Raw genomic sequence first — 19097 nt, 5'->3', positions numbered from 1 at the left:
TCATAGGCGCGCGCATTCGATGCCGTTATTGTCAACAATGTCGTCGGGGGTTCTTGGGCAGGAGGGTGTGCCGTCCCTGGCGCCCGGCATCCCGCCCAGCGCCGAGGTTGATCCCGCTGGCTCCTCCTTGTGCGCAGGCGCGCGTCACGCGGCTGTCTGGAAGCCCGCGTCGAGTTCGGCGTGCAGCCGGCCCCGGTCGATGGCGTTCTCCCATTTCCCGACCACGAGTGTCGCCACGCAGTTGCCGGCGACGTTGGTGAAGACGAATGCGGCCGACAGGATGCTGTGGATGCCCAGGACCAGGGCGATGCTGTCCACCGGGATCTTGTGTGTCGCGCTCAGGGTCAGTGCCAGGACGGCGATCGCGGACCCCGACACCCCCGCGCCGCCCTTGGACGTGAGCAGCAGGACGAGCAGGAGACCGACCTGCGCCTTCCATCCCAGGTCACTGCCAGTAGCCTGCGCCAGAAAGACGCTGACCGTGGCGAAGTACAGACACGTCCCGTCGTGATTGAAGCTGTACGCGGTGGGAAGCACCAGACCGACCACGGGCTCGTCCACTCCAAGTCTCTTGAGCTTGGAGGTGAGTTGCGGGAAGACGCTCTCCGACGAGCTGGTGCCGAGCACGAGGAACAACTCGGCGCGGAAGTACCGCAGCAGCTTGAACAGGCTGACGCCCGCATACCGCGACACCGGCCACAGGACCAGGACGAAGAAGAGCACGACGATCAGGTAGAAGACCCCGATCAGTTTTCCGAGCGAGGTCAGTGTGCCCAGTCCGTACTTGGAGACGGTGAAGGCGATGGCGCCGAAGGCCGCGAGCGGTGCGATGCGCATGACCTTGCGGATGATCCAGAACAGCGTCTGCTGGACGCTGCCGACGATGTCCAGCACGGGTTGCGCCCTGTCGCCGAGAGAGGCCAGGCCGCAGGCGAACAGAACGGAGAACACCAGGACTTGAAGGATGTCCCCTTCGGCGAACGCCTGCACTGCGGAGGTCGGCACCAGGCTGACGAGGAAGTCGTCGAAGCCTTCCGACTTGGCGGGTGCGGTGCCTGTCGCCGCGTGCAGTGACGACGGATCTATGTGCATGCCCGCGCCCGGTCGGAGCACGTTGACCACGACGAGCCCGATGACGAGGGCGACCGTCGTGATCACCTCGAAGTACACGAGCGAGCGCACCGCGATACGGCCGACCTTGCCGAGATCGCGGACGCCGGCGATGCCGTGGGTGACGGTGCAGAAGATGATGAGACCGACGACCATCTGGATGAGGTGGATGAAGATGTCGCCGAGGAACTGAAGATGGTGTCCGATGGACGGGGCGAAATTGCCCACGACAACGCCCAGTGCGACTCCCGCGAGGACCTGGAAGGCGAGGTCGTGGTAGAGGCGGCGGGGTGGTTTGACAGGTTGCACGGGCGCGGCGGTGGATGTTGCTTCAGTCATCGGCGTGTCCAGTTTCGTCGTTGAAAGACTGGTGGGGAGAGCCGGCCGGGAAGCGCCGGTCGGGGAATCGGGGCGGGTGGCCGGGGTGGTGTGCGGGGCTCAGGTGCTGCCGCTGCCGAGAACGCTCCTTGCCGGTTCGAAGATCTCCTCCGGTGTGAGCTTTCTGGGCAGCAGTCCCTGTTCCAGACAGGTCCCCACGACGAGTTCGATCGGCTCACGCAGACGGTCGAAGCCGAAGAGGGTCGGGGCCGGTACGCCGTCCGGGCGCTCGACGGCCGCATCGGCCCTGAGGAGAAGGTGATACGCCGCTCGGACCGCCTGCGCGTCCCGGCGGCAGACCGACGCACCGGCGACGACCATGTGGTTGACGGGCATGTACCCGTGCCGACTCCACCACTGCTCGTCGCGCGCGTCCGCGTCCGGTACGACGCGAACGAACTCCTCTCCCCGGGGAAGGTCGTTGCCGAGTACCGCGGCGTCGATCCGCCCCTCGCGCAGCAGATCGGGCAGGGAGTTCCCGCCGCTCCCGCGCGTGACGAAGTCGGGGTCCGTGTACTGGGCCACGTGGGGTTCTTCGTGGGTGATCCAGTGGACGTCGTCCGCCGCCAGACCGAAGTCCTCGGCGAGGTGTGCGCGCACCCACATTCCCGTGGTCTGGGTGTAAGAACGCACGCCGACGCGGGTGCCTGCCAGTTGCGCCGGCGCGACCGGTCGTGCGGCGTGGGCGATGAGACAGCCTCGCTGGAAACGCGCGGCCACCACGGCCGGCAGCAGGACCACGGGGCGGCCGTAGGCGATGGCCTGCAAGGCGGTCACGACGGCCAACTCGCTGAGGTCGTAGGCCTCTTCGCGCACCATGGGTGCGAAGGCCCGGTGGACCGGTGCGATGTCGGTGAACGACAGGGCGACCCGCTCGTCACGGATTTCGCCGCTCTTCAGCTTCGCGGTGTGAGGGTGGTCGGCGAGGACGGTCCGCAGGACGGTGCGCTCAGGCATGGGCTTCGCCCGTCGTCGCGAGGGAGGGATAGAACGCGCGGGCCGTGCCGCCGAACACCGACCGCAGGTCGTCGTCGGAGAGGCCGGACAGCGCGCCCCGGGCCTCGTCGAGGATGTCCGAGAGAGTTCCCTCCGCCGCGGGGAAGTTGGAGCCCCAGGCGATGCGTCCGACCCCGTACGAGGCCACCAGATCCGTCAGGAAGGCCCGGGTCGTGGATCTGCCCGCCCTGGCGGCCTGTAGGGCGCGGTGAGTGAGTTTCAGGTGGACACCGGGATGGATCGCCAACTCGAAGAGGCCTTTGGACAGTTGGTACGGGTGACCGTCGGACAGGTCGGGGCGCGCGCAGTGGTCGAGCAGTACCCGCACGCGGGGAAAGCGCTCCAGCAGGTTCCGAAGGGCGGGCAGCCCCTGGATCGTCATCTGCAGGCACACGGGGATGTCGTTCTCCTCCGCGTAGGCCCACGTGGGATACGAGCGTTCATGTCCCAGCCAGTCCGCCTGGCCGGGCATCGTGGTCCCGGTGGTGAACAGGCGGAAGCCGGAGAGTCCCTGGTCCTGCCACTTTTTGATCTCCGCCACGGCGTCGTCCGCCAGGGCGTCGATCGAGTAGACCCCGACGAACCGGTCAGGGTGGGAGCGGACCGCTTCGGCGACGTACCGGTTGTCGTGGCCGTAGACCGTGGACGCCTGCACCACCACGGCCCGTGAGACGCCCGCCTCGTCGAGTGCGCGCGCCAGGCCGTCGATGTCCACGGGGTGGGCCTGTGACCACGCGGACTGGCGTCCCCCGACCGGGGCGTGGGGATATCGCGTGGTGTCCGGTGAGATGACGTGGGTGTGCGTGTCCACGATCTCCATCAGGCCTCCCAAGGTTCTCGGATCGGCGTCGGTCGCTCGGTGCGGCTGAAAGCCGCACACCGACTGAAGTCCAGGTCGACAAGATTGTCAACAATTTTATCCAATCATTTTTGCAGCTATGGGTCGGCGCAGATGCCGGCCGGCCGTTCGGAGAGGGTGCTTCGGAGTGGGATGCCGCACGACCCGATGCCGGCCGTCGTGCTCATCCGGACGGACTCGCAGCCCGTTAGGTCTTGTCAGACAATATGGAGCGTCAGCCTCTGTCCGGCTGACCAAGGCTGGATGGGCACGGACTATGAGATCGCCGACACCATGACGTCCTGCGTCGCCAACTACGTCGCCGAGGGTGACCCCAACGGTCCGGGACTGCCGGCGTGGTACGGCCATGCCCGCTGGACGTACCCGGGGTGCGCTCAGCCGACCAGGGTCGGCGCCTACTGCCCGACGGGACGTGGGCGGCGCCCTGTACGTGTCACCTGACCGACTCGACGGAATGGGCGGCCCCGGTTGCGCGCAGTTCGTCGATCACGCCGGCCAACTGTGCCTCGGTAGCGGCCTCGGCGGCGTCGGCGTCACCGGCGACGACGGCGTCGATGATGGCCAGCAGTTGGGGCAGCGACTGCTGCGGGCGCCCCGGCCGCAGCGCGAGGCGGAACTGGAAGCGCACCATCTGCGTATGGAGTCGCTCCAGCTGACGTTTGGCGACCGCCTGGCCGCTGAAATCGATGATGAGGTCGTGCAGCCTTCGGTTGAGCGTCGAGTAGGTCTCGGGGGAGTGCTCCGCGACCGCCGCACGCAACTGCACGCCCACCTCGGCGAGTTCGGCACGCTGAGCCTCGCTCGCGTGCGCAGCGGCCCTGCGCGCGCACACCCGTTCCAGCGCGGAGCGGCACTCGGTGATCTGGATGGCCTCCTCGATCGAGATCATCCTCACCCGCGCCCCACGATTGCGCACGATCTCCACGAGCTCGTCGGAGGCGAGGTCGACGAGCGCTTCGCGTACGGAGCTCCGGGTCACCCCGAGTTCGTCGGCCAGGTCCTGCACCACCAGCCGCTGTCCCGGCACAAGGTGACCGCCCCGCAGGGCGTCGCGGATGTGTGTGCTCACGTGGCTCCGGGCAGCCGCCCCCTTGATGCGCGTGCTGGTCACCGGCTGTCGCTCCCTCTCTCACACACGGACGCCCGCCACCGTGCTCACAGACTTCCGACGAGATCACTGATTTTATCATTGAAGATATTGTCGGCAATCGTTGACGGTGGCCGATCCGCTCCCGGCTGCCCGCCGCGAGCCGACCACTGACCTGACTGCTGCCGCCCCGCGGCTACGCACCCGACTTCCTCGCGCCCGACCCCGTCTCCACACCGTTCGCCGCCTGCGGGGGTACGCGAAGGTCAGGTCCGTCGGAGTTCAGCCGGCGTGGCGGGAGCGGCGGTTGTGGCGTCGGGCACGCCGAGGTGTTCCAGCAGTAGCCCTTCGCGGGTGGACCAGGGACAGATCTCGACGGCTTCGGCCCCGCCGGCTTCCATGAGGGTTTGGGCGATCAGGGCTCCGGCCAGGGACTGTTCGGCGCGGTGGCGGGAGATACCTGGCAGCTTGCCACGACGGGACGGCTCTGCCCTGGCCAGCAGGGCGACCGAAGTACGTAGGTGAGGCAGGGTCAGTTGCCGCCCACCTCGTGGCGCCGCACCCCGTGCCGCGGCGAGCCGGGCGAGCTGTTCGAAGGTTTTGGAGCATGCCGGCACCCGCATGCCCGGCTCGGCCTGCGGCAGGCCGGGAACGGCGTCCGGTGACCGGCGCAGGTGCTTTCGGATCTCGGCCAGACGACGTGGGGACGGTGCGGTGTTGCCGGGCAGCCAGTCCCGGGTGATTCTGCGCGCGCCCAGCGGCAGCGAGTGCACCGTGCGGGGCTGGTCGCCGGCGCCGGAGGCGATCCCCAGGGTGCCGCCGCCGATGTCCAGGACAAGCAGGGGGCCGGCCGCCCGGCTCGCCCATTGGCGGGCGGCCACGTAGGCCAGCCGTGCCTCCTCCTCGCCGGTCAGCACGCGCAGGCGGGTGCCCGTGGTGCGTGCCACACGCGCGATGATCGTGTCCCTGTTGGGAGCGTCCCGGATGACGGAGGTGGCGAACGCGAACACTTCAGGTCCGCGCTGACGTGGATTGGCGGCGACGGCCTCGGCCACTGCCCGCTCGACGCTTTCCACGCCGGCCTGGCCCAGCCGTCCCTTGTGGTCGAGGGTCTCATGCAGTCTCAGCCGCACCTTGCGGGAGAACACCGGCTCCAGCACCGCACCCGGGCGCCGCTGTACGACCGTCAGCAGAGCACTGTGACACCCGACATCGAGCACACCTGCCTGCCGCACCCCATCGCCTCCCCTGACCCCGCGTCCGACCGCACCGGTTTCCTCTCCCCAACCTCCGACGGCGTGACGGGATCCCGGCCCGCGTGATCTCGGCCTGCGCCCCGCGCCGAATGTTGCATCAACTCTGGTACCAGACGGGGCAGTTACAGCCCATCAACAGATCCTGTCGGGCCGTTGTTCGATCGTCCGGAGCCAGTCTCGAAGAGATACTCCGCGGGGGAGGGCCGGATGCCTACGGTCCGGACGTCGAGGCGGATCGGCAGCACCGGCCCGCCGCAGTCAACGGAACGCAAGGGGAGGCATCGTGGCGAGTGTGGAAGTGTCGCTGAAGGAGATGATGGCCGGTATCGAGGGGGCGATGGGGGCAGCGGTCGTCGACTACACCAGCGGCATGGCGCTGGGCACGTTGGGCGGCAGCAAGAGCCTGGACCTGACGGTCGCCGCGGCCGGCAACACGGATGTGATCCGGGCCAAGGTGCGCACCATGGAACAGCTGGGCCTCAAGGGCCAGATCGAGGACATCCTGATCACGCTGGACAGCCAGTACCACCTGATCCGCCTGGTCACCGGCCGTGACGGCAACGGCCTGTTCCTGTACCTCGTACTCGACAAGGCCCGCTCGAACCTGGCCATGGCCCGCCACCAGCTCAAACGCGTCGAGGGGGCGATCGAGATCTAGCCCGTCCTGACATGCGGGAACCACGTCTGCCCGTGATGTGAAGACTTCTTCAACTCGCCATGTCTGCATGGTCGCAAGGTGCGGTCGTACGGAGTCCGAGACGTGAAGGATCGGCTTCGGAGGGCGGCCCGCGATGCGGCGGCACTCTCAAGTGCCGCCGCATCCCGGCGGCCGCAGTCCGAACAACCCGGCAAGGAGCGAGCATCCATGCAGGTCCCCCTCTACCAGGTCAAGGCAGACTTCTTCCGCATGCTCGGCCACCCCGTGCGCATCAGGGTCCTGGAACTCCTCCAGCACGGTCCGGTGTCCGTACGGGACCTGCTCGCCGACATCGAGATCGAACCCTCCAGCCTGTCGCAGCAACTGGCCGTCCTGCGACGCTCCGGGATCGTCGTCTCCACGCGGGAGGGCTCCACCGTCCGCTACGAACTCGCCGGCACAGACGTCGCCGACCTCCTGCGCGCCGCCCGCCGCATCCTCACCGAACTCCTCACCGGCCAGAACCAGATCCTCGCCGAACTCCAGCAGGCGGACGCCCCGACGCATCCGCTTCCCGCACGTCGGTGACGTCGGGGGCGAGGACCGGACGAGGAAACGGCGGAGCGGTGGGCTGAACTCGCTGATTCGGCACGCCTGTTGGGCCCGGAGAGTTCGACACCTGGACTGCTCGCGCCTTCCTGAGGACGATGCTCGCAGGGGGTGAGCCGAGGTGGACCATGCGGGTCCCACTGTTCGGCCGGGGCCGGAGGGCGTGTTCGTCGGGCGCGCGGAGAGTCTCGCGCTGCTCACGAGCGGCGTCCTCGGCGGCGGTTCACGCGGCTACGACTACCGGGTCGACCTGCGGGTGGTCTACCTCTGATCTTGGCCAGTGCTCCGCCGTTTACGGCGGGGGTGAAGGCCATCTCAGAACTGCTGTGACCCGCATCGTTCGCACGGGTGCGCAGTCTAGTCCTCAGCCCACGGGGCGCTGCTGGTTCTCGATGTACTGCTTGACGACGGTCAGCGGTGCCCCGCCGCAGGATTCGGCGAAGTAGGAGCCGGACCAGAAGTGTCCGCCCCACAGGTACCGGCGTACGTGGCTGTCGTATTCCTGGCGGAGCCTGCGGGAGGAGACGCCCTTGGGGGAGTTGACCAGCTTGGAGAGCTGGACCTTGGGCGGGTAGTGCACGAGGAGGTGCACATGGTCCTGCTCGCCGTTGAACTGCGTGAGGTCGGCCTCGAAGTCCGTGCAGACCTCGCGCATGATCTCCTCGGTGCGCGTCAGCATGGCGTCGGTGAATGCCCTGCGCCGGTACGTGGTGACAAAAACCAAGTGGACATGCAGGTTGTAGACGACGTGGCGTCCTGTGCGCACATCGGGATCAGGGTTCCATCGTGGTGACATAAGCCACCTTCAGTAGAGTGATCGTCATGAGTGAACTTGTGTGGGAGAAGGGGCAGTTCGGGCATCGTGCCCGGCTGACGCTGACGCCTGCACAGGCGCGGCTCATGGATGAACAGGCCCATGCGGCACGGGCGATGTGGAATCAGCTCCACGACCTGTGGCAGATGACACCGAAGTGTCAGCGCTCTCTGACGCGCTTGGATCAGGCGTTGCGGCAGGCCCGCAAGGAGATCGACTGGTACGCGGTGCTGCCTGCGCAGGCCGCGCAGGCGGTGCTGAAAACGTACGTCCAGGCGTGGCGGAACTGCTGGGACGGGCGGGCGGACGAGCCGAACTTCAAGGCCCGTTTCCGCACCGTCATGTCCGTGGACATCCCGCAGGGCCGGGACTTGCAGATCAAGCGGGTGCACCGGCGGTGGGGCATGGTCAACGTTCCCAGGGTGGGGCGTGTCCGCTTCCGGTGGACCAGGGATCTCCCGGTCGGCAAGCTCGCCGGCAAGGAGAACCGGATCACCGGGGCACGGCTGGTCAAGGACGGGCTCGGATGGCATATCGCCTTCCGCGTCCAGACTCTGGAGCCGAAGCCCGGGCCGCACACCGGCCCTGAGGTCGGCATCGACGCCGGGGTCGGTCTTCCCCTTGCCCTGTCCGACGGCAACCACCAGGACCACGGCCGGCCGCCCCGGCTCCCGGACGGCACCGCCGACCGGGACAAGTGGCTGAATCCGGACGAGAAGGCCAAGCTGCTCCGCCTGGAGCGGCAAGCCGCGCACCGCAAGTCCTTCCGCAAGCCGAAGGAGCGGAGCTCGAACCGGCTGCACCGCACCTACGACCAGATCAAGCAGCTCCGCGCAAGAGCCACGCGCCGGGCGACTGACTGGCAGCACAAGACCACCACCGCCATCGCCAAGGAGTACGGCACGGTCGTGGTGGAGCAGTTGCAGATAACGAACATGGTCAAGTCCGCCAGGGGAACCATCGAGAACCCGGGGAGGAACGTCGCGCAGAAGTCCGGTCTGAACCGCTCCATCAGCCAGGAGGCGTGGGGCCGGACCGTGACAATGCTGACGTACAAGGCCGCCCGCCACGGCGGAACCCTGGTCAAGGTCCCCGCCCCGAACACCTCCCTGCGCTGCTCCGCGTGCGGTTTCATCACGCCCGGCAGCCGGGAAGACCAGGCCACGTTCGTATGCAAGAACCCCGACTGCGGCTGGTCCGGCAACGCCGACTGGAACGCGGCCCGGAACATCTTGCACCTGTACCGGATCGGCCTCGTGGCCCTCCCGGCTGCCGGGAGGGCAGTCGTCAGACGCACCCGTGGCGTCAAGCCCGCCACCGCAAGGTAGGCAGGAATCTCCTTCCTGAGCTTGCGAAGGGAGGAGAGCACTTCAACAGTACTACTGCCACAACCACCACCCCCGCCCGACAGAGCCGCAGTACCCGCTGTGGCAGGGGCTGCGCGCCGACTCCACCATGACGAGCGCAGGGCTCCGCGCCCGACTGCAGGAGTGCACCGGATTCGCCTCCGCCCCCGCCGAGCGGACCGCGCTCCAGCAGCGCAACCTCGACGACATCCTCGGCGGCCGTAACCCCTTCAGCAACCGGGGTGTGCGGTACGCGGGTTCGCACGACGACAAGGCGCTCAACGCGGGCGTCGAACGGTTCTCCGCCGACCCCACCGCGCGCCGCGACCTCTCCTACGACAGCGACCTGACAGGCAAGGTCTCCATCCCCGTCCTCACCCTGCACGCGATCGACGACCCCACCGCCTTCGTCGAGCACGAGGCGGCCTACCGAGACACTCTCCAGGGGGCCGGCCGGGGCGGCAACCTCGTCCAGACCTTCACGACAGAGACCGAGCACAGCGCGCTGAGCGACTCCGAGTACGCCAACTCGATTGCGGCGCTGGACACTTGGGTCCGCAACGGACGCAAGCCGAGCCGGCGCTCGGTCGCAGCTTCATGCGCGGCCTTCGACCGGACGTACGGCACCGGGTGTTTCTACGACCCGGCTTTCCGCCCCGCGCCCTACGCCTCGCGGATCCGGCCCCGGCCGGGCGGGCTCGCCTGGCCCGCCATGACCGCGGCGCAGGAGCGGGCGTGGAGCCGGATCGACGGCGTGGGGATCGCTCCCTGACCGCCGGCGGTGTCGTCGGTGACCCGGTGGGTGTTCCGGAGGGTCACCGACGACGGAGTACGGCCGCCCGCCCGCCCGATTCGGTCAGAAGGCGTGTGCCATCAGTTCCGCGAACAGCTCGTGCTCGTCGACGTCGAGGCCCCGTGAGCGGAACCAGCCGCAGATATTGGCGCAGTCGCGCTGGAGGAAGGTCATCCCGTTGAGGTTGCCGACCAGATCGACGATCTGTGGCAGGTCGATGATCACCAGCCGCTCGCCCGCCGCCAGGATGTTGTACGCCGAGAGGTCACCGTGCACGAGGCCGTTCTGCACCATGGTCGCGAGCGCGTCGGTGAGCTGCTCGAAGTACGCCGCCAGCAGCTGGGGCGAGGGTCGCGTCTGGGCGAGCCGGGGCGCGGTCCCGACGGTGCCGTCCTCGTCGACGACGGTGATCCATTCCATCAGGATCTCGGTGCCGTCGATCTGGACCGGGTAGGGAACCGGCAGCCCGAGGTTCCAGAACCGCACCAGGGCGCCCCACTCGGAGACCGCCCACTCGCCGGCCGCGACCTGCCGGCCGAAGGTGCTCTTGCGTTTGACGGCCCGCTCGTCACGTGAGCGCTTCATCGAACGGCCTTCGGTGTAGGACGCGGCACGGTGGAAGGACCGGTGTTCGGGAGAGCGGTACCGCTTGGCCGCCATCACCACGCCGGCGTCGGGGTCGAGCGGATCGGCACGCTCGACGAGGTGGACGTCGGCCTCCTTGCCGGTCTTGAGGACGCCGAGTTCGGTGTCGATCGCGCCCTGCGAGGTCACCACCCACTCCGGGAGCGGCTCGGGGCCGCGGGACAGGGGTTCGACGCTGAGCCAGGTCGACCAGCGCCGGCCTTCGGCGAGGTCGTCGTCGTAGGCACGGAAGTCGAAGACGAACCGGTCGTCGATGTCGCCCGGACCGTCCGGCGGCGGGACGGAACGGTGGGCGCCGGTGCTGAAGTCGTCAGGGAACGACGGGAGTTGGGAGTGCTGCGGGAGATCGTCGTGAGACATCGCTGGAGGTGCTCCATGAAGTGAGTGAGAGGTGGTCTGCGGGCAGGCCGAGGACAGTCGTGGTCACGGTCGTGCCTCCTCTCGTGGAGCACCGGGCAGCTCCCGGTGGCTCGCCCATGGTGAAGGGCGGACGCGGGGAGCGGCAACCGAATAAAGCCGGCCCGAGTCGAGCGAGAACCTTCTCGTCCGGCCGCGAGAGACAGTCGGGCAGGCGGACGGGAGGCCGAGGGAACTCGGGGGCTGGTGGATGTCGAGAATGCCGTGCCGGCTCCGTCCCTGGGGCAGATGGCGACGACTTCTCTGGAGGACCGTTATGCGAGCGAGTGAGATCACCGAGATTCTGGACCGGCCGATCAGCCGGGAGCTGCTGGCACGCGACGTGGTCCGGCTGGCGTACGTGGCAAAGGACGGCACGCCCCGGAACGTCCCGATCGCGTTCACCTGGAACGGTTCGGAGATCGTCATGTGTACGACGAAGAACGCCCCGAAGCTCCCGGCTCTGCGGGAGAACCCGACGGTCGCGCTGACGATCGACACCGAGGTGCATCCGCCCAAGATCCTGCTGATCCGCGGCCGGGCCGAGCTGGATGTCGTGGACGGCATCCCGGAGGAGTACCTCCAGATCAACGGCTCGTACGAGATGACACCCGAGCAGCGGATCGAGTGGGAGGCCGAGGTCCGCTCGCTCTACGACGGCATGGTCCGGATCGTGGTGACTCCGACATGGGCGAAGCTGATCGACTTCGAGACGACCCTGCCGAGCGCGGTCGAGGAGTTGGTCAAGCAGCGGGCGGAGCGCGAGCAGTCCTGATCATCCGCTCATGCACCTGTGACGGAGCAGGCGCGCAGCTGGGGCCGGTTCACGGATGAACCGGCCCCAGCGCCAGGCGTGTTCGAGGACGGGCTTCAGCAGTAGAGGTTGCTGCCGGGGCTGACCCCGAGGATGGAGGTGAAGCGGTTGTAGGCGTCGACGCGGCTCTGGACCTGGGCTGGGTTGCGCCCGTCGCATTCCAGGGAGCCGTTGATGGAACGGATGGTCTGGCCGAAACCGGCGCCGTTGACCATGGCGTTGTGCGGGGTCATCGTGCCCGGGCCGGACTGGGTGTTCCAGTACCACAGGCCGGTCTTCCAGGCGACGGCCGAGTCGTTCTGCACCAGCCAGGGGTTGTTGAGGAGGTCGATGCCCAACGCGTCGCCCGCGGCCTTGTAGTTGAAGTTCCAGGACAGCTGGATGGGGCCGCGGCCGTAGTAGGCGGCCTGACCGGCCGGGCAGCCGTAGGACTGGCTCCAGTCGCAGTACGTCGGGTAGTTGGCGGTGTTCTGCTCGACGACGTAGACCAGTCCGCCGGTCTCGTGGCTGACGTTGGCGAGGAAGGCGGCGGCCTCCTGCTTCTTCACCGTGTCGGATCCGGTGTTGGCGAAGCCGGGGTAGGCGGACAGGGCTGCGGTCAGGCCCTGGTACGTGTAGAAGCCGTTCCGGCTCGGGAACATCTGGTTGAACTGGGCCTCACTGACGACGAAGCCGGACGGGGTGGTGCCGCCACCGCTCGCGGGGGCGCTCCACTTCTGGTTGGCGCCGCCCGAGCAGGTCCAGATCTGGAGCCGGGTGCCGTTGGCCGAGTTGTTGCCGGTGACGTCCAGGCACTTGTTGGCCTGCGGGTTGACGATGTCGTTCGCCGAGCTGACGGCCCACTTCTGGGCGGCGCTGCCGTTGCAGTCGTAGAGCTGGACCGTCGTGCCGTCCGCGGTGCCGCCGGAGGTCACGTCGAGACACTTGCCGAGCGCGCGCAGGGTGCCGTCACCGGGGTTGGACCAGGTCTGGGCACTGGTGCCGTTGCAGTCGTAGAGCTGTACGGCGGTCCCATTGGCGGTGTTCGCCCCGGCGACGTCGACGCACTTGCCGGCCAGACCAGTGATCCGGCCGTCCGCCGCACGGGCGGGGGAGACGGTGAACAGAGCGGACAGAGCCGCGGCGAGCAGCATGACGAGCGTCAGTCTGCTCAGAGCCGTGAGTCTGCGGAGACTTGGTGCGGAGTGGGGGGTGACCATGGGGCTTTACTCCTGTGGTTGAGAGGTGCCGAGGGCGATCGGCCCGCGTCGGCCGGCACACGACCGGGCGTGCCGCAGGCGTCAGCCCAGAACCGTCTGGGTGACGACGATGTGTCCGGCGTCCGGGTCGAGAACGCCGCCGAGGCGGCTGAAGGCGCCGTCGGTCAGATCAAGGCACTTCGGTTCCTGCGGGGTCTGGGCGAACGTCCCGCGGTCGTTGATCCGTACGGTCAGGGAGCGGCCGTTGGCGACATTGGTGACCTGGACCCTTGTACCGAAAGGCAGTTGGGGCTGACGCGAGAGCGAGGTGGCCGCCGTGTCCGCGTTGTTGTCGAAGACCTCGCCGCTGGCCGTCAGGGCGCCGGCGGGCTGGGGGCCGTAGTGCGTGGCCCAGCACTGCTCTCCCGACTGCTGCGCGGGGGCGTTCCACTTCTGGTTGGCGCCACCCGTGCAGGTCCAGATCTGGATGCGCGCCCCGTTGGCGGAGGAGTTGTCGGAGACGTCGAGGCATTTGTTCGCGGCCGGGTTGACGATGTCGTTCGCGGCGGTGACGGTCCAGCGCTGGTTCGCACCGCCGGTGCAGGTCCACAGCTGGACCTTGGCGCCGTCGGCGGTCGAACTGCCGGTGACATCCAGGCATTTGCCCAGCGCGCGGACGGTGTTGTCCGTACCGACCGTCCACTGTTGGGCGGCGGTGCCGTTGCAGTCGTAGAGCTGGACCGGTGTGCCGTCGGCGGAGGCCGCTCCGGCGACGTCGAGGCACTTGCCGGCGAGACCGGTGACCGCCCCGGTCGCCGCGACTGCCGGTGCCGCGGTGACGAGACCGATCAGCAGGGCCAGCAGGGCGAGGACGGGGGCGCCGCGTAACGCGATGCGGGGGAGGCGGGGACGAGTGGTCATGGGGGTGTCGGGGCCCTCTCGAGCGGTTCGGCGCATGCGGAAGGGGGCGCAGGTCTCAACTGGGCCCGCGCCGACGTGAGTTGACCACTCAAAAGTAAAAGTCTAGACTAATCTGGTCAAGGTGTGTGCATGACATCTTTTGCCGGTGCTGTGCCTGTGGTGCCTCCCTCATCGGAGCGCTCCGCGCCGGAGCACTCGATGGATGCGTACGGGTCGGCAGGTGTCAGAACCAGCTCTGGTTCTGACCGGAGTTGCACGCCCAGGTGCGGAAGCCGGCGCTGCTGTCGTCGATGCAGCGGTTGGTCGCCTGGTTCTTGAACGTGTTCACTGCGTCGGCCGCCGAGGCTGTCGCGGCGGGCAGCAGCGCGATGGCGGCGGCGGAGACGCCGAGCGCCGCGACGCGGGTCAGGACGGAGACGGACATGGCGCCCTCCGGGTTCTCCACCAGATAGCTCTGTGCGGCACTGAGGTTGCTCAACAGCCAGTGGTCCTCGCTCACCCGGATCTCCCCGGCCAGCCGCGACACCGCCGGATCGTCGAGCCGCAACTCCACGGCGACCGTCTCCGAGCCCCGGCCGAAGCGGGCGACCTCACCCGCGCCGAGCCGTAGCGTCAGCGGCGGGTCCTGTGGCACATGGATCAGTACGCCGCTCATCGTCCCCCGATTCCGACGCGGATCTGTCGCTCGTTGCCGACCCCGAATTCCCGGCCCCCGGTCCGGGCCGCTTCTCTTCCGGACAACGCAGGCGCACGAGCGCTGGTCATCGCGCACACCTCGTTTTACCTCGATTCCTTCCGCTCTTTCGCACGCAGGTCGAAGGAGCACACGAGCCCCGTTGGTCAACACCGCTCACGCAGTGCGGCGGTTGCATGCGCGAGGACTCTTGGACCTCGTCGTAGGTGGCATCGCCGACGACTACACAGACCGCCTGACGGCCATCCGCGCCGACATCACACGTTGCCCGGCCGCGACCGAGCGATACGGGATCACCGGAGCCCCGTCCTACGTCCTGCTGAAGGAGGGAGAGGCGGTGGCACACGGCACGGTGCCCATGACCACCGCCGAGGTACGGAAGTTCCTGGATGGCCACCTCTGAGCGGCCGCTGCGGCCGACGGGCATCCGGCAGGGCGGAGCATCGGATCCGGTGTCCGACGGGGTTGGCTCCCCCCGGCCTGTAGCCTTGATCCACTCTGCGATGGGTGTCGTCGAGGCTCGGTCGATCACCGATGGGTGTGAGGAGACGGGGTGGCGGAGAAGCACAACGAGGTCGGGAAACGTCGGACTCGCGGTATCAGCCGACCGACACACCACCGCGACCGGCTTCCTGGCTTGAACCCGTGCCGGCGACCGCGCCCGGTCGAGGGCGAGGCAGGACACACCGCGTACGTTCCATGGACACCGACAGGAATCGCCGGAGTGACGGGCAGACGGAGCACCCGCCGCGATCGCGAGCGGCCGCCGCGGCCATGACCGGGAAGCGACATTGAACGAGACCGGAACGACGCGCGAGACGGAACGCCATGGACCCGACACGGGCCTCGGCTCGGCGCGAGCCCTGGCCCGCCTCGCCCTGCTGTGCATCGCCGGAGCGGTGGCCGCGGTGGTGGCCGGTACCGGCCATGTGTTCATCCTGTTGCTGGGCCTGGCGGGCCTCGGACTGGCCGGCGCGGGCCTGTGGTGGGCGTTGGCGCACCGCGGATTCGCCCGACTCCTCGGCGCCTCGCTGGCGATCGCCGCACCTGTCGGCGTCCTGGTGCTGTACGCCGTCTCGGGCCTGTGGGTGGTCGCGGTGGTCGCCCTCGCGGCGTGGACGGCCGCGCTCGGCTGCGCGCGCAGTGCCCTGCGCCGTCTGCGCAAGCCGCACGGCATGCACACCCGCACGGTTCGCCCACCCAGCCGGGCCGTGCTGATCATGAATCCGAAGTCGGGCGGCGGGAAGGTCGGGCGGTACGGACTCGTGGAACGGGCCGAGGCACTCGGCGCGCGGGTGATCCTGCTCGACCTCGACACGGATCCGGATCCGGTGGCACTGGCCCGGCAGGCTGTCGCCGAAGGAGCGGATCTGCTCGGTGTGGCCGGCGGCGACGGCACCCAGGCCCTGGTGGCGGGAGTGGCCGCCGAACACGGTCTGCCGTTCATGGTCGTGACGGCAGGCACCCGCAACCACTTCGCCATGGACCTCGGTCTGGACCGGGACGATCCGGTGAGCAGCCTCGAGGCGCTCTCGGACGGGGTGGAACTCCGCGTCGACCTGGGAGACATCTCCGGCCGGCCGTTCGTCAACACCGCCTCGTTCGGTACGTACGCACACATCGTGCAGAACCCCGAGTACCGCGACGCCAAGGCGGTCACCGCGCTCGACCAGTTGCCGGACCTGCTGGCGGGCGAGGCGGGCGCCGAACTCAGTGCCCGAACCGACGAAGAGCGGTTGGAAGCCCCACAGGCGGTGCTGGTCAGCAACAACCCCTACGCACGGGCCGACCCCCTGACCGGTGGCCGCAGGGAACGGCTCGACACGGGCGCTCTCGGCGTGATCGCGGTCCGGGTCGGGGGCGCCGTACAGGCCGCCGAACTGGCGCTGTTGGGGGAGCGGGCCAGCGGCATCACGACCCTGACGTCCCGTAGCGTCGTCGTGGAGTCCGACGAGGAGACCATCCCGGTGGCCGTGGACGGCGAGGCACTCGTCCTGCCTCCGCCCGTCGTGTGCACGATACGGCCCGGCGCCCTGCGGGTCCGCGTGCCACGGGAACGTCCCGGGGCACCGTACGTCGCACCGACCGTCGACTGGTACCGCGTCATGCGCCTCGCCTTCGACCTGTCGCCCCACGCACGCGAGAGCCACGACCGAGCAACCTCCCCACGCGACAAGAACCAGGAGCAGAGCGATGATTGAGCGTCGGACTCGGCAACAACGAGTACCGCAGGGCCTGTTGCGCGATCTCGCCAGCCTCGACCAGGCGCTCTACGAGGCCGTGACGGTCACCAGCACACCGGCACTGGACTCGGCGCTGCGCCGGCTGTCCGCCGCGGCCGATCACTCCAAGGTCTCTCTCCTGATCGCGGCTGCCCTGGCCCTGCGCCCCGGCCGCTCCCGCCGCGCCGCGGTGCTCGGCGTAGCGGCGATCGGCGTCGCGTCCACCACGGCCAATCTGCTCGGCAAGCGTCTTGTACGGCGGCCACGCCCGCACCGTGCCGAGGACTCGCCGTTCCCCGGTCGGCACGTCCCCATGCCGGCATCCGCCTCGTTCCCCTCCGGTCACACCGCCTCCGCCGTCGCTTTCGCCGCGGCTGTCGGCCCCGCGTTCCCGGCCGTCACGGTCCCTCTCGGACTGCTGGCCTGTGCCGTGGGCTACTCGCGCGTCCACACCGGGGTGCACTACCCGGGCGACGTCGTCGCCGGCGCCGTACTCGGAACGGGCGCGGCCGCCGCCGTCCTCGCTGCGGCCGCGCACTGGGACGGTTCGGGCGGCTGACCTGTGGCTCTTCGGCCCGCTGACCGCCCGTGGTACCGCCGTGACGAGCTCGCCTCTCATGCCGCGAGACCGTGTCCGCACACGTGATGCCGACACGGGAGGAGCGGCGGGCAGCACGGCTCCGACGTGGCTTCTCGACTGGCGACCTTACGCTCCGGCGACGGGCCGGGAGGCGACACAGGCACGCAGTGTGCTGGCGTCACTCGATCCAACGGGCAGCGGCCTCGTAGGTGGTGTCCGGGGCACTGTTGAACGCGATGGCCGCAGCGGGTGCGTGCCGCCGAATCAGGTTGATGATGAGCTCAAGGAGTTCGACTTGACCGTCCGAGTGCCGCAGGCCACCACCGACGGTGACGCACTCCCACGGATGAGCTCGCAGCGCACTCCCGACGACCACTTCAACGTCGTCACTTTCATCGAGGCCGATCAGACAGGTCTCCGCGCCCACGCCGTGTTCGGCGAACTTGGCCAGCCCCGACTCGATCGCCCTGGCTACCGGCTCAGGATCCCACGGCCCGGGCACCCGATACGGATCAAGCCCGATGACGAGGACGCGCGGTGAAGCGGTGGTGTCCATGTCCGGACGATACGCGTCGAACGACTCGCGAATCAGGAAGCGATGCCCATTGGGGGTCGACCCCGGCTGTGGCCATGACGTTCTGCCGTTGCTGGTCAGCGGGCTCGGGTACGACAACGACGTCGTCCGCTGCCAGGGGATCCTCGACTACGCGACGTACGAACAGAGGGACTCTGTAAGCCACTTGAAGGGCACGGGGCATCCACTCGACCGCCGCGCCGCCGCCCGCCGACTTTGACCTCGCCGCCCCCTGAACCGCTCGTCGACGAGGCCGTATAACCGTTTGCCGCAGGTCGTCGCGCTCGGATAGGAATCTCGCATGCTGAAGGGTGACAAGGTCGGGCTCAGGGCCCGGCACGAGGACGACATCCCGATCCTGCACTCGGAGCTCTACGACGACGTGGCCACCCAGGCGCGGGCCAATGGTCGGCCGTGGCGGCCGATCTCGCCCGGCTCCAAGGACTCGCAGTTCGCGGTGGACGACAAGGAGCGGGGGCATGCACCTTTCTCCGTGGTGGACTTGGACTCCGGCACTTTGATCGGCAGCGCGGTGCTGTGGGGCATCGACGACCACAACCGGACCGCGCACATCGGCCTCGGGCTGTTGCCCTCCGCCCGTGGCAAGGGCTATGGCACCGACGTGGTCGCGGTGCTGTGTCACTACGGCTTCGTCGTTCGCGGCCTGCACCGGCTGCAGATCGAGACGCTGCCGGACAACGACGCGATGCTGCGCTCCGCCGAGCGCAACGGCTTCGTCCGCGAGGGGGTGCTGCGTTCGGCGGCCTGGGTGATGGGGGAGTTCGTCGACGAGGTGCTCCTCGGGCTCCTGGCCGACGAATGGAAGCCGGACCCGAAGAACAGGACCGGTACCTGACCGCAGGCGTGCCCGACGCCGACTCCAGTCGTCGCCGACCATGTCCCGCCCTGTTGCCCGGGAATGCACGGTGGGGCGGTGTGGTTGGAAGGAACGTGGGAGTGGAGGGGACAGTGTCCCCGGGCCTCACCTATTGCCTGCGGGGACGATCGTCCGGCTGAAGCCCCGCAGAGCGCATCGCCGCGTAGGCGACCGCCCTCCATTCCCGCAACGCGCAGACGCGGCCCCGAGTGCTTCGATCGCCTCGGGGCCGCGGTATGTCCTCTCCTCTTCCGCTTCCGCGACGAACTGACTTCTCCAACTGGCCGCCTGCACAAGGGCGTAGCGACCGC

At 68.7% G+C, this 19097-nt stretch carries 18 protein-coding genes and 4 pseudogenes; 11 read left to right on the top strand and 11 right to left on the bottom strand.

The window, feature by feature from the left end:
- Positions 1-144: 144 nt before the first annotated feature.
- The 3 genes from dctA to OH768_RS01080 all read right to left on the bottom strand — a co-directional run bounded on the left by dctA (position 145) and on the right by OH768_RS01080 (position 3304).
- Positions 145-1449 (bottom strand): C4-dicarboxylate transporter DctA, encoded by a 1305-nt coding sequence (gene dctA, locus OH768_RS01090; RefSeq protein WP_406449026.1) that lies wholly within the window; start codon positions 1447-1449, stop codon positions 145-147.
- Positions 1450-1548: 99 nt separating this feature from the next.
- Positions 1549-2445: a hypothetical protein gene (locus OH768_RS01085; RefSeq protein ID WP_406449024.1), complete on the bottom strand. Its 897-nt coding sequence runs from the start codon at positions 2443-2445 to the stop codon at positions 1549-1551.
- Complete coding sequence (locus OH768_RS01080; protein WP_406449022.1) at positions 2438-3304, bottom strand: amidohydrolase family protein; 867 nt, start codon at positions 3302-3304, stop codon at positions 2438-2440. The genes OH768_RS01085 and OH768_RS01080 overlap by 8 nt, the downstream gene beginning before the upstream one ends.
- A gap of 282 nt (positions 3305-3586) precedes the next feature.
- On the opposite strand from OH768_RS01080, the gene OH768_RS01075 reads away from it, so the two are divergent.
- Positions 3587-3784: a hypothetical protein gene (locus OH768_RS01075; RefSeq protein WP_406449020.1), complete on the top strand. Its 198-nt coding sequence runs from the start codon at positions 3587-3589 to the stop codon at positions 3782-3784.
- Here the strand turns inward: OH768_RS01075 and OH768_RS01070 are convergent.
- Both OH768_RS01070 and OH768_RS01065 read right to left on the bottom strand, forming a co-directional pair.
- Entirely contained in the window at positions 3777-4454 is a 678-nt protein-coding gene (locus tag OH768_RS01070; RefSeq protein WP_406449018.1) for a GntR family transcriptional regulator, read from the bottom strand. The genes OH768_RS01075 and OH768_RS01070 overlap by 8 nt on opposite strands.
- Before the next feature lie 242 nt (positions 4455-4696).
- Entirely contained in the window at positions 4697-5665 is a 969-nt protein-coding gene (locus OH768_RS01065) for a Ppx/GppA phosphatase family protein (protein WP_406449016.1), read from the bottom strand.
- 304 nt (positions 5666-5969) lie between these two features.
- Here OH768_RS01065 and OH768_RS01060 point away from each other — a divergent pair, with 304 nt between their 5' ends.
- Both OH768_RS01060 and OH768_RS01055 read left to right on the top strand, forming a co-directional pair.
- Positions 5970-6344, top strand: a complete 375-nt coding sequence (locus OH768_RS01060; RefSeq protein ID WP_093631318.1) for a hypothetical protein — start codon at positions 5970-5972, stop codon at positions 6342-6344.
- Between the two features lie 207 nt (positions 6345-6551).
- Complete coding sequence (locus tag OH768_RS01055) at positions 6552-6911, top strand: ArsR/SmtB family transcription factor (RefSeq protein ID WP_406449014.1); 360 nt, start codon at positions 6552-6554, stop codon at positions 6909-6911.
- A 385-nt stretch (positions 6912-7296) separates the two neighbouring features.
- On the opposite strand, the gene tnpA is transcribed toward OH768_RS01055, so the two are convergent.
- Positions 7297-7728 (bottom strand): IS200/IS605 family transposase, encoded by a 432-nt coding sequence (gene tnpA, locus OH768_RS01050; RefSeq protein WP_406449012.1) that lies wholly within the window; start codon positions 7726-7728, stop codon positions 7297-7299.
- Between the two features lie 26 nt (positions 7729-7754).
- Between tnpA and OH768_RS01045 the strand changes: the two genes are divergently transcribed.
- A complete protein-coding gene (locus OH768_RS01045) occupies positions 7755-9074 on the top strand; it encodes an RNA-guided endonuclease InsQ/TnpB family protein (protein WP_406449010.1) in 1320 nt (439 codons plus the stop codon).
- 34 nt (positions 9075-9108) lie between these two features.
- Positions 9109-9864 (top strand): annotated as a pseudogene (locus OH768_RS01040) (hypothetical protein); the annotation flags it as partial.
- Positions 9865-9948: 84 nt separating this feature from the next.
- Here the strand turns inward: OH768_RS01040 and OH768_RS01035 are convergent.
- On the bottom strand, positions 9949-10890 hold the full coding sequence (locus OH768_RS01035) for a serine protein kinase RIO (protein WP_406449008.1): 942 nt from the start codon (positions 10888-10890) through the stop codon (positions 9949-9951).
- 313 nt (positions 10891-11203) lie between these two features.
- On the opposite strand from OH768_RS01035, the gene OH768_RS01030 reads away from it, so the two are divergent.
- Entirely contained in the window at positions 11204-11701 is a 498-nt protein-coding gene (locus OH768_RS01030) for a pyridoxamine 5'-phosphate oxidase family protein (protein WP_406449007.1), read from the top strand.
- Between the two features lie 95 nt (positions 11702-11796).
- Here OH768_RS01030 and OH768_RS01025 read toward each other — a convergent pair whose 3' ends face one another.
- The 3 genes and pseudogenes from OH768_RS01025 to OH768_RS01015 form a co-directional block, all read right to left on the bottom strand.
- The gene (locus tag OH768_RS01025) at positions 11797-12873 is read right to left on the bottom strand and encodes a glycoside hydrolase family 19 protein (RefSeq protein WP_406465090.1); all 1077 of its coding nucleotides are present in this window, start codon (positions 12871-12873) and stop codon (positions 11797-11799) included.
- Positions 12874-13020: 147 nt separating this feature from the next.
- Positions 13021-13839 (bottom strand): lectin, encoded by an 819-nt coding sequence (locus tag OH768_RS01020; RefSeq protein ID WP_406449005.1) that lies wholly within the window; start codon positions 13837-13839, stop codon positions 13021-13023.
- Between the two features lie 424 nt (positions 13840-14263).
- A pseudogene (locus OH768_RS01015) lies at positions 14264-14494 on the bottom strand (serine/threonine protein kinase); the annotation flags it as partial.
- Between the two features lie 226 nt (positions 14495-14720).
- Between OH768_RS01015 and OH768_RS01010 the strand changes: the two are divergent.
- From OH768_RS01010 to OH768_RS01000, 3 genes and pseudogenes are all read left to right on the top strand, one after another.
- Positions 14721-14936: pseudogene (locus tag OH768_RS01010) on the top strand (thioredoxin family protein); the annotation flags it as partial.
- Between the two features lie 388 nt (positions 14937-15324).
- On the top strand, positions 15325-16734 hold the full coding sequence (locus tag OH768_RS01005; protein ID WP_406449003.1) for a diacylglycerol/lipid kinase family protein: 1410 nt from the start codon (positions 15325-15327) through the stop codon (positions 16732-16734).
- Entirely contained in the window at positions 16727-17314 is a 588-nt protein-coding gene (locus tag OH768_RS01000) for a phosphatase PAP2 family protein (protein ID WP_406449001.1), read from the top strand. The genes OH768_RS01005 and OH768_RS01000 overlap by 8 nt, the downstream gene beginning before the upstream one ends.
- Positions 17315-17513: 199 nt before the next feature.
- On the opposite strand, the gene OH768_RS00995 is transcribed toward OH768_RS01000, so the two are convergent.
- Positions 17514-17891, bottom strand: coding sequence for a hypothetical protein (locus OH768_RS00995; RefSeq protein WP_406448999.1), 378 nt, complete (start codon positions 17889-17891; stop codon positions 17514-17516).
- Between the two features lie 52 nt (positions 17892-17943).
- Here OH768_RS00995 and OH768_RS00990 point away from each other — a divergent pair.
- Positions 17944-18102, top strand: a pseudogene (locus OH768_RS00990) (dihydrodipicolinate reductase); the annotation flags it as partial.
- Positions 18103-18210: 108 nt separating this feature from the next.
- Complete coding sequence (locus tag OH768_RS00985; RefSeq protein WP_406448997.1) at positions 18211-18765, top strand: GNAT family N-acetyltransferase; 555 nt, start codon at positions 18211-18213, stop codon at positions 18763-18765.
- Positions 18766-19097: the final 332 nt, after the last annotated feature.

The sequence above is a fragment of the Streptomyces sp. NBC_01622 genome, from assembly GCF_045209635.1.
Classification (GTDB): Bacteria; Actinomycetota; Actinomycetes; order Streptomycetales; family Streptomycetaceae; genus Streptomyces.
The sequence above is the reverse complement of the archived record's forward strand: the minus strand, read 5'-3'. Positions and strand labels throughout refer to the sequence as shown.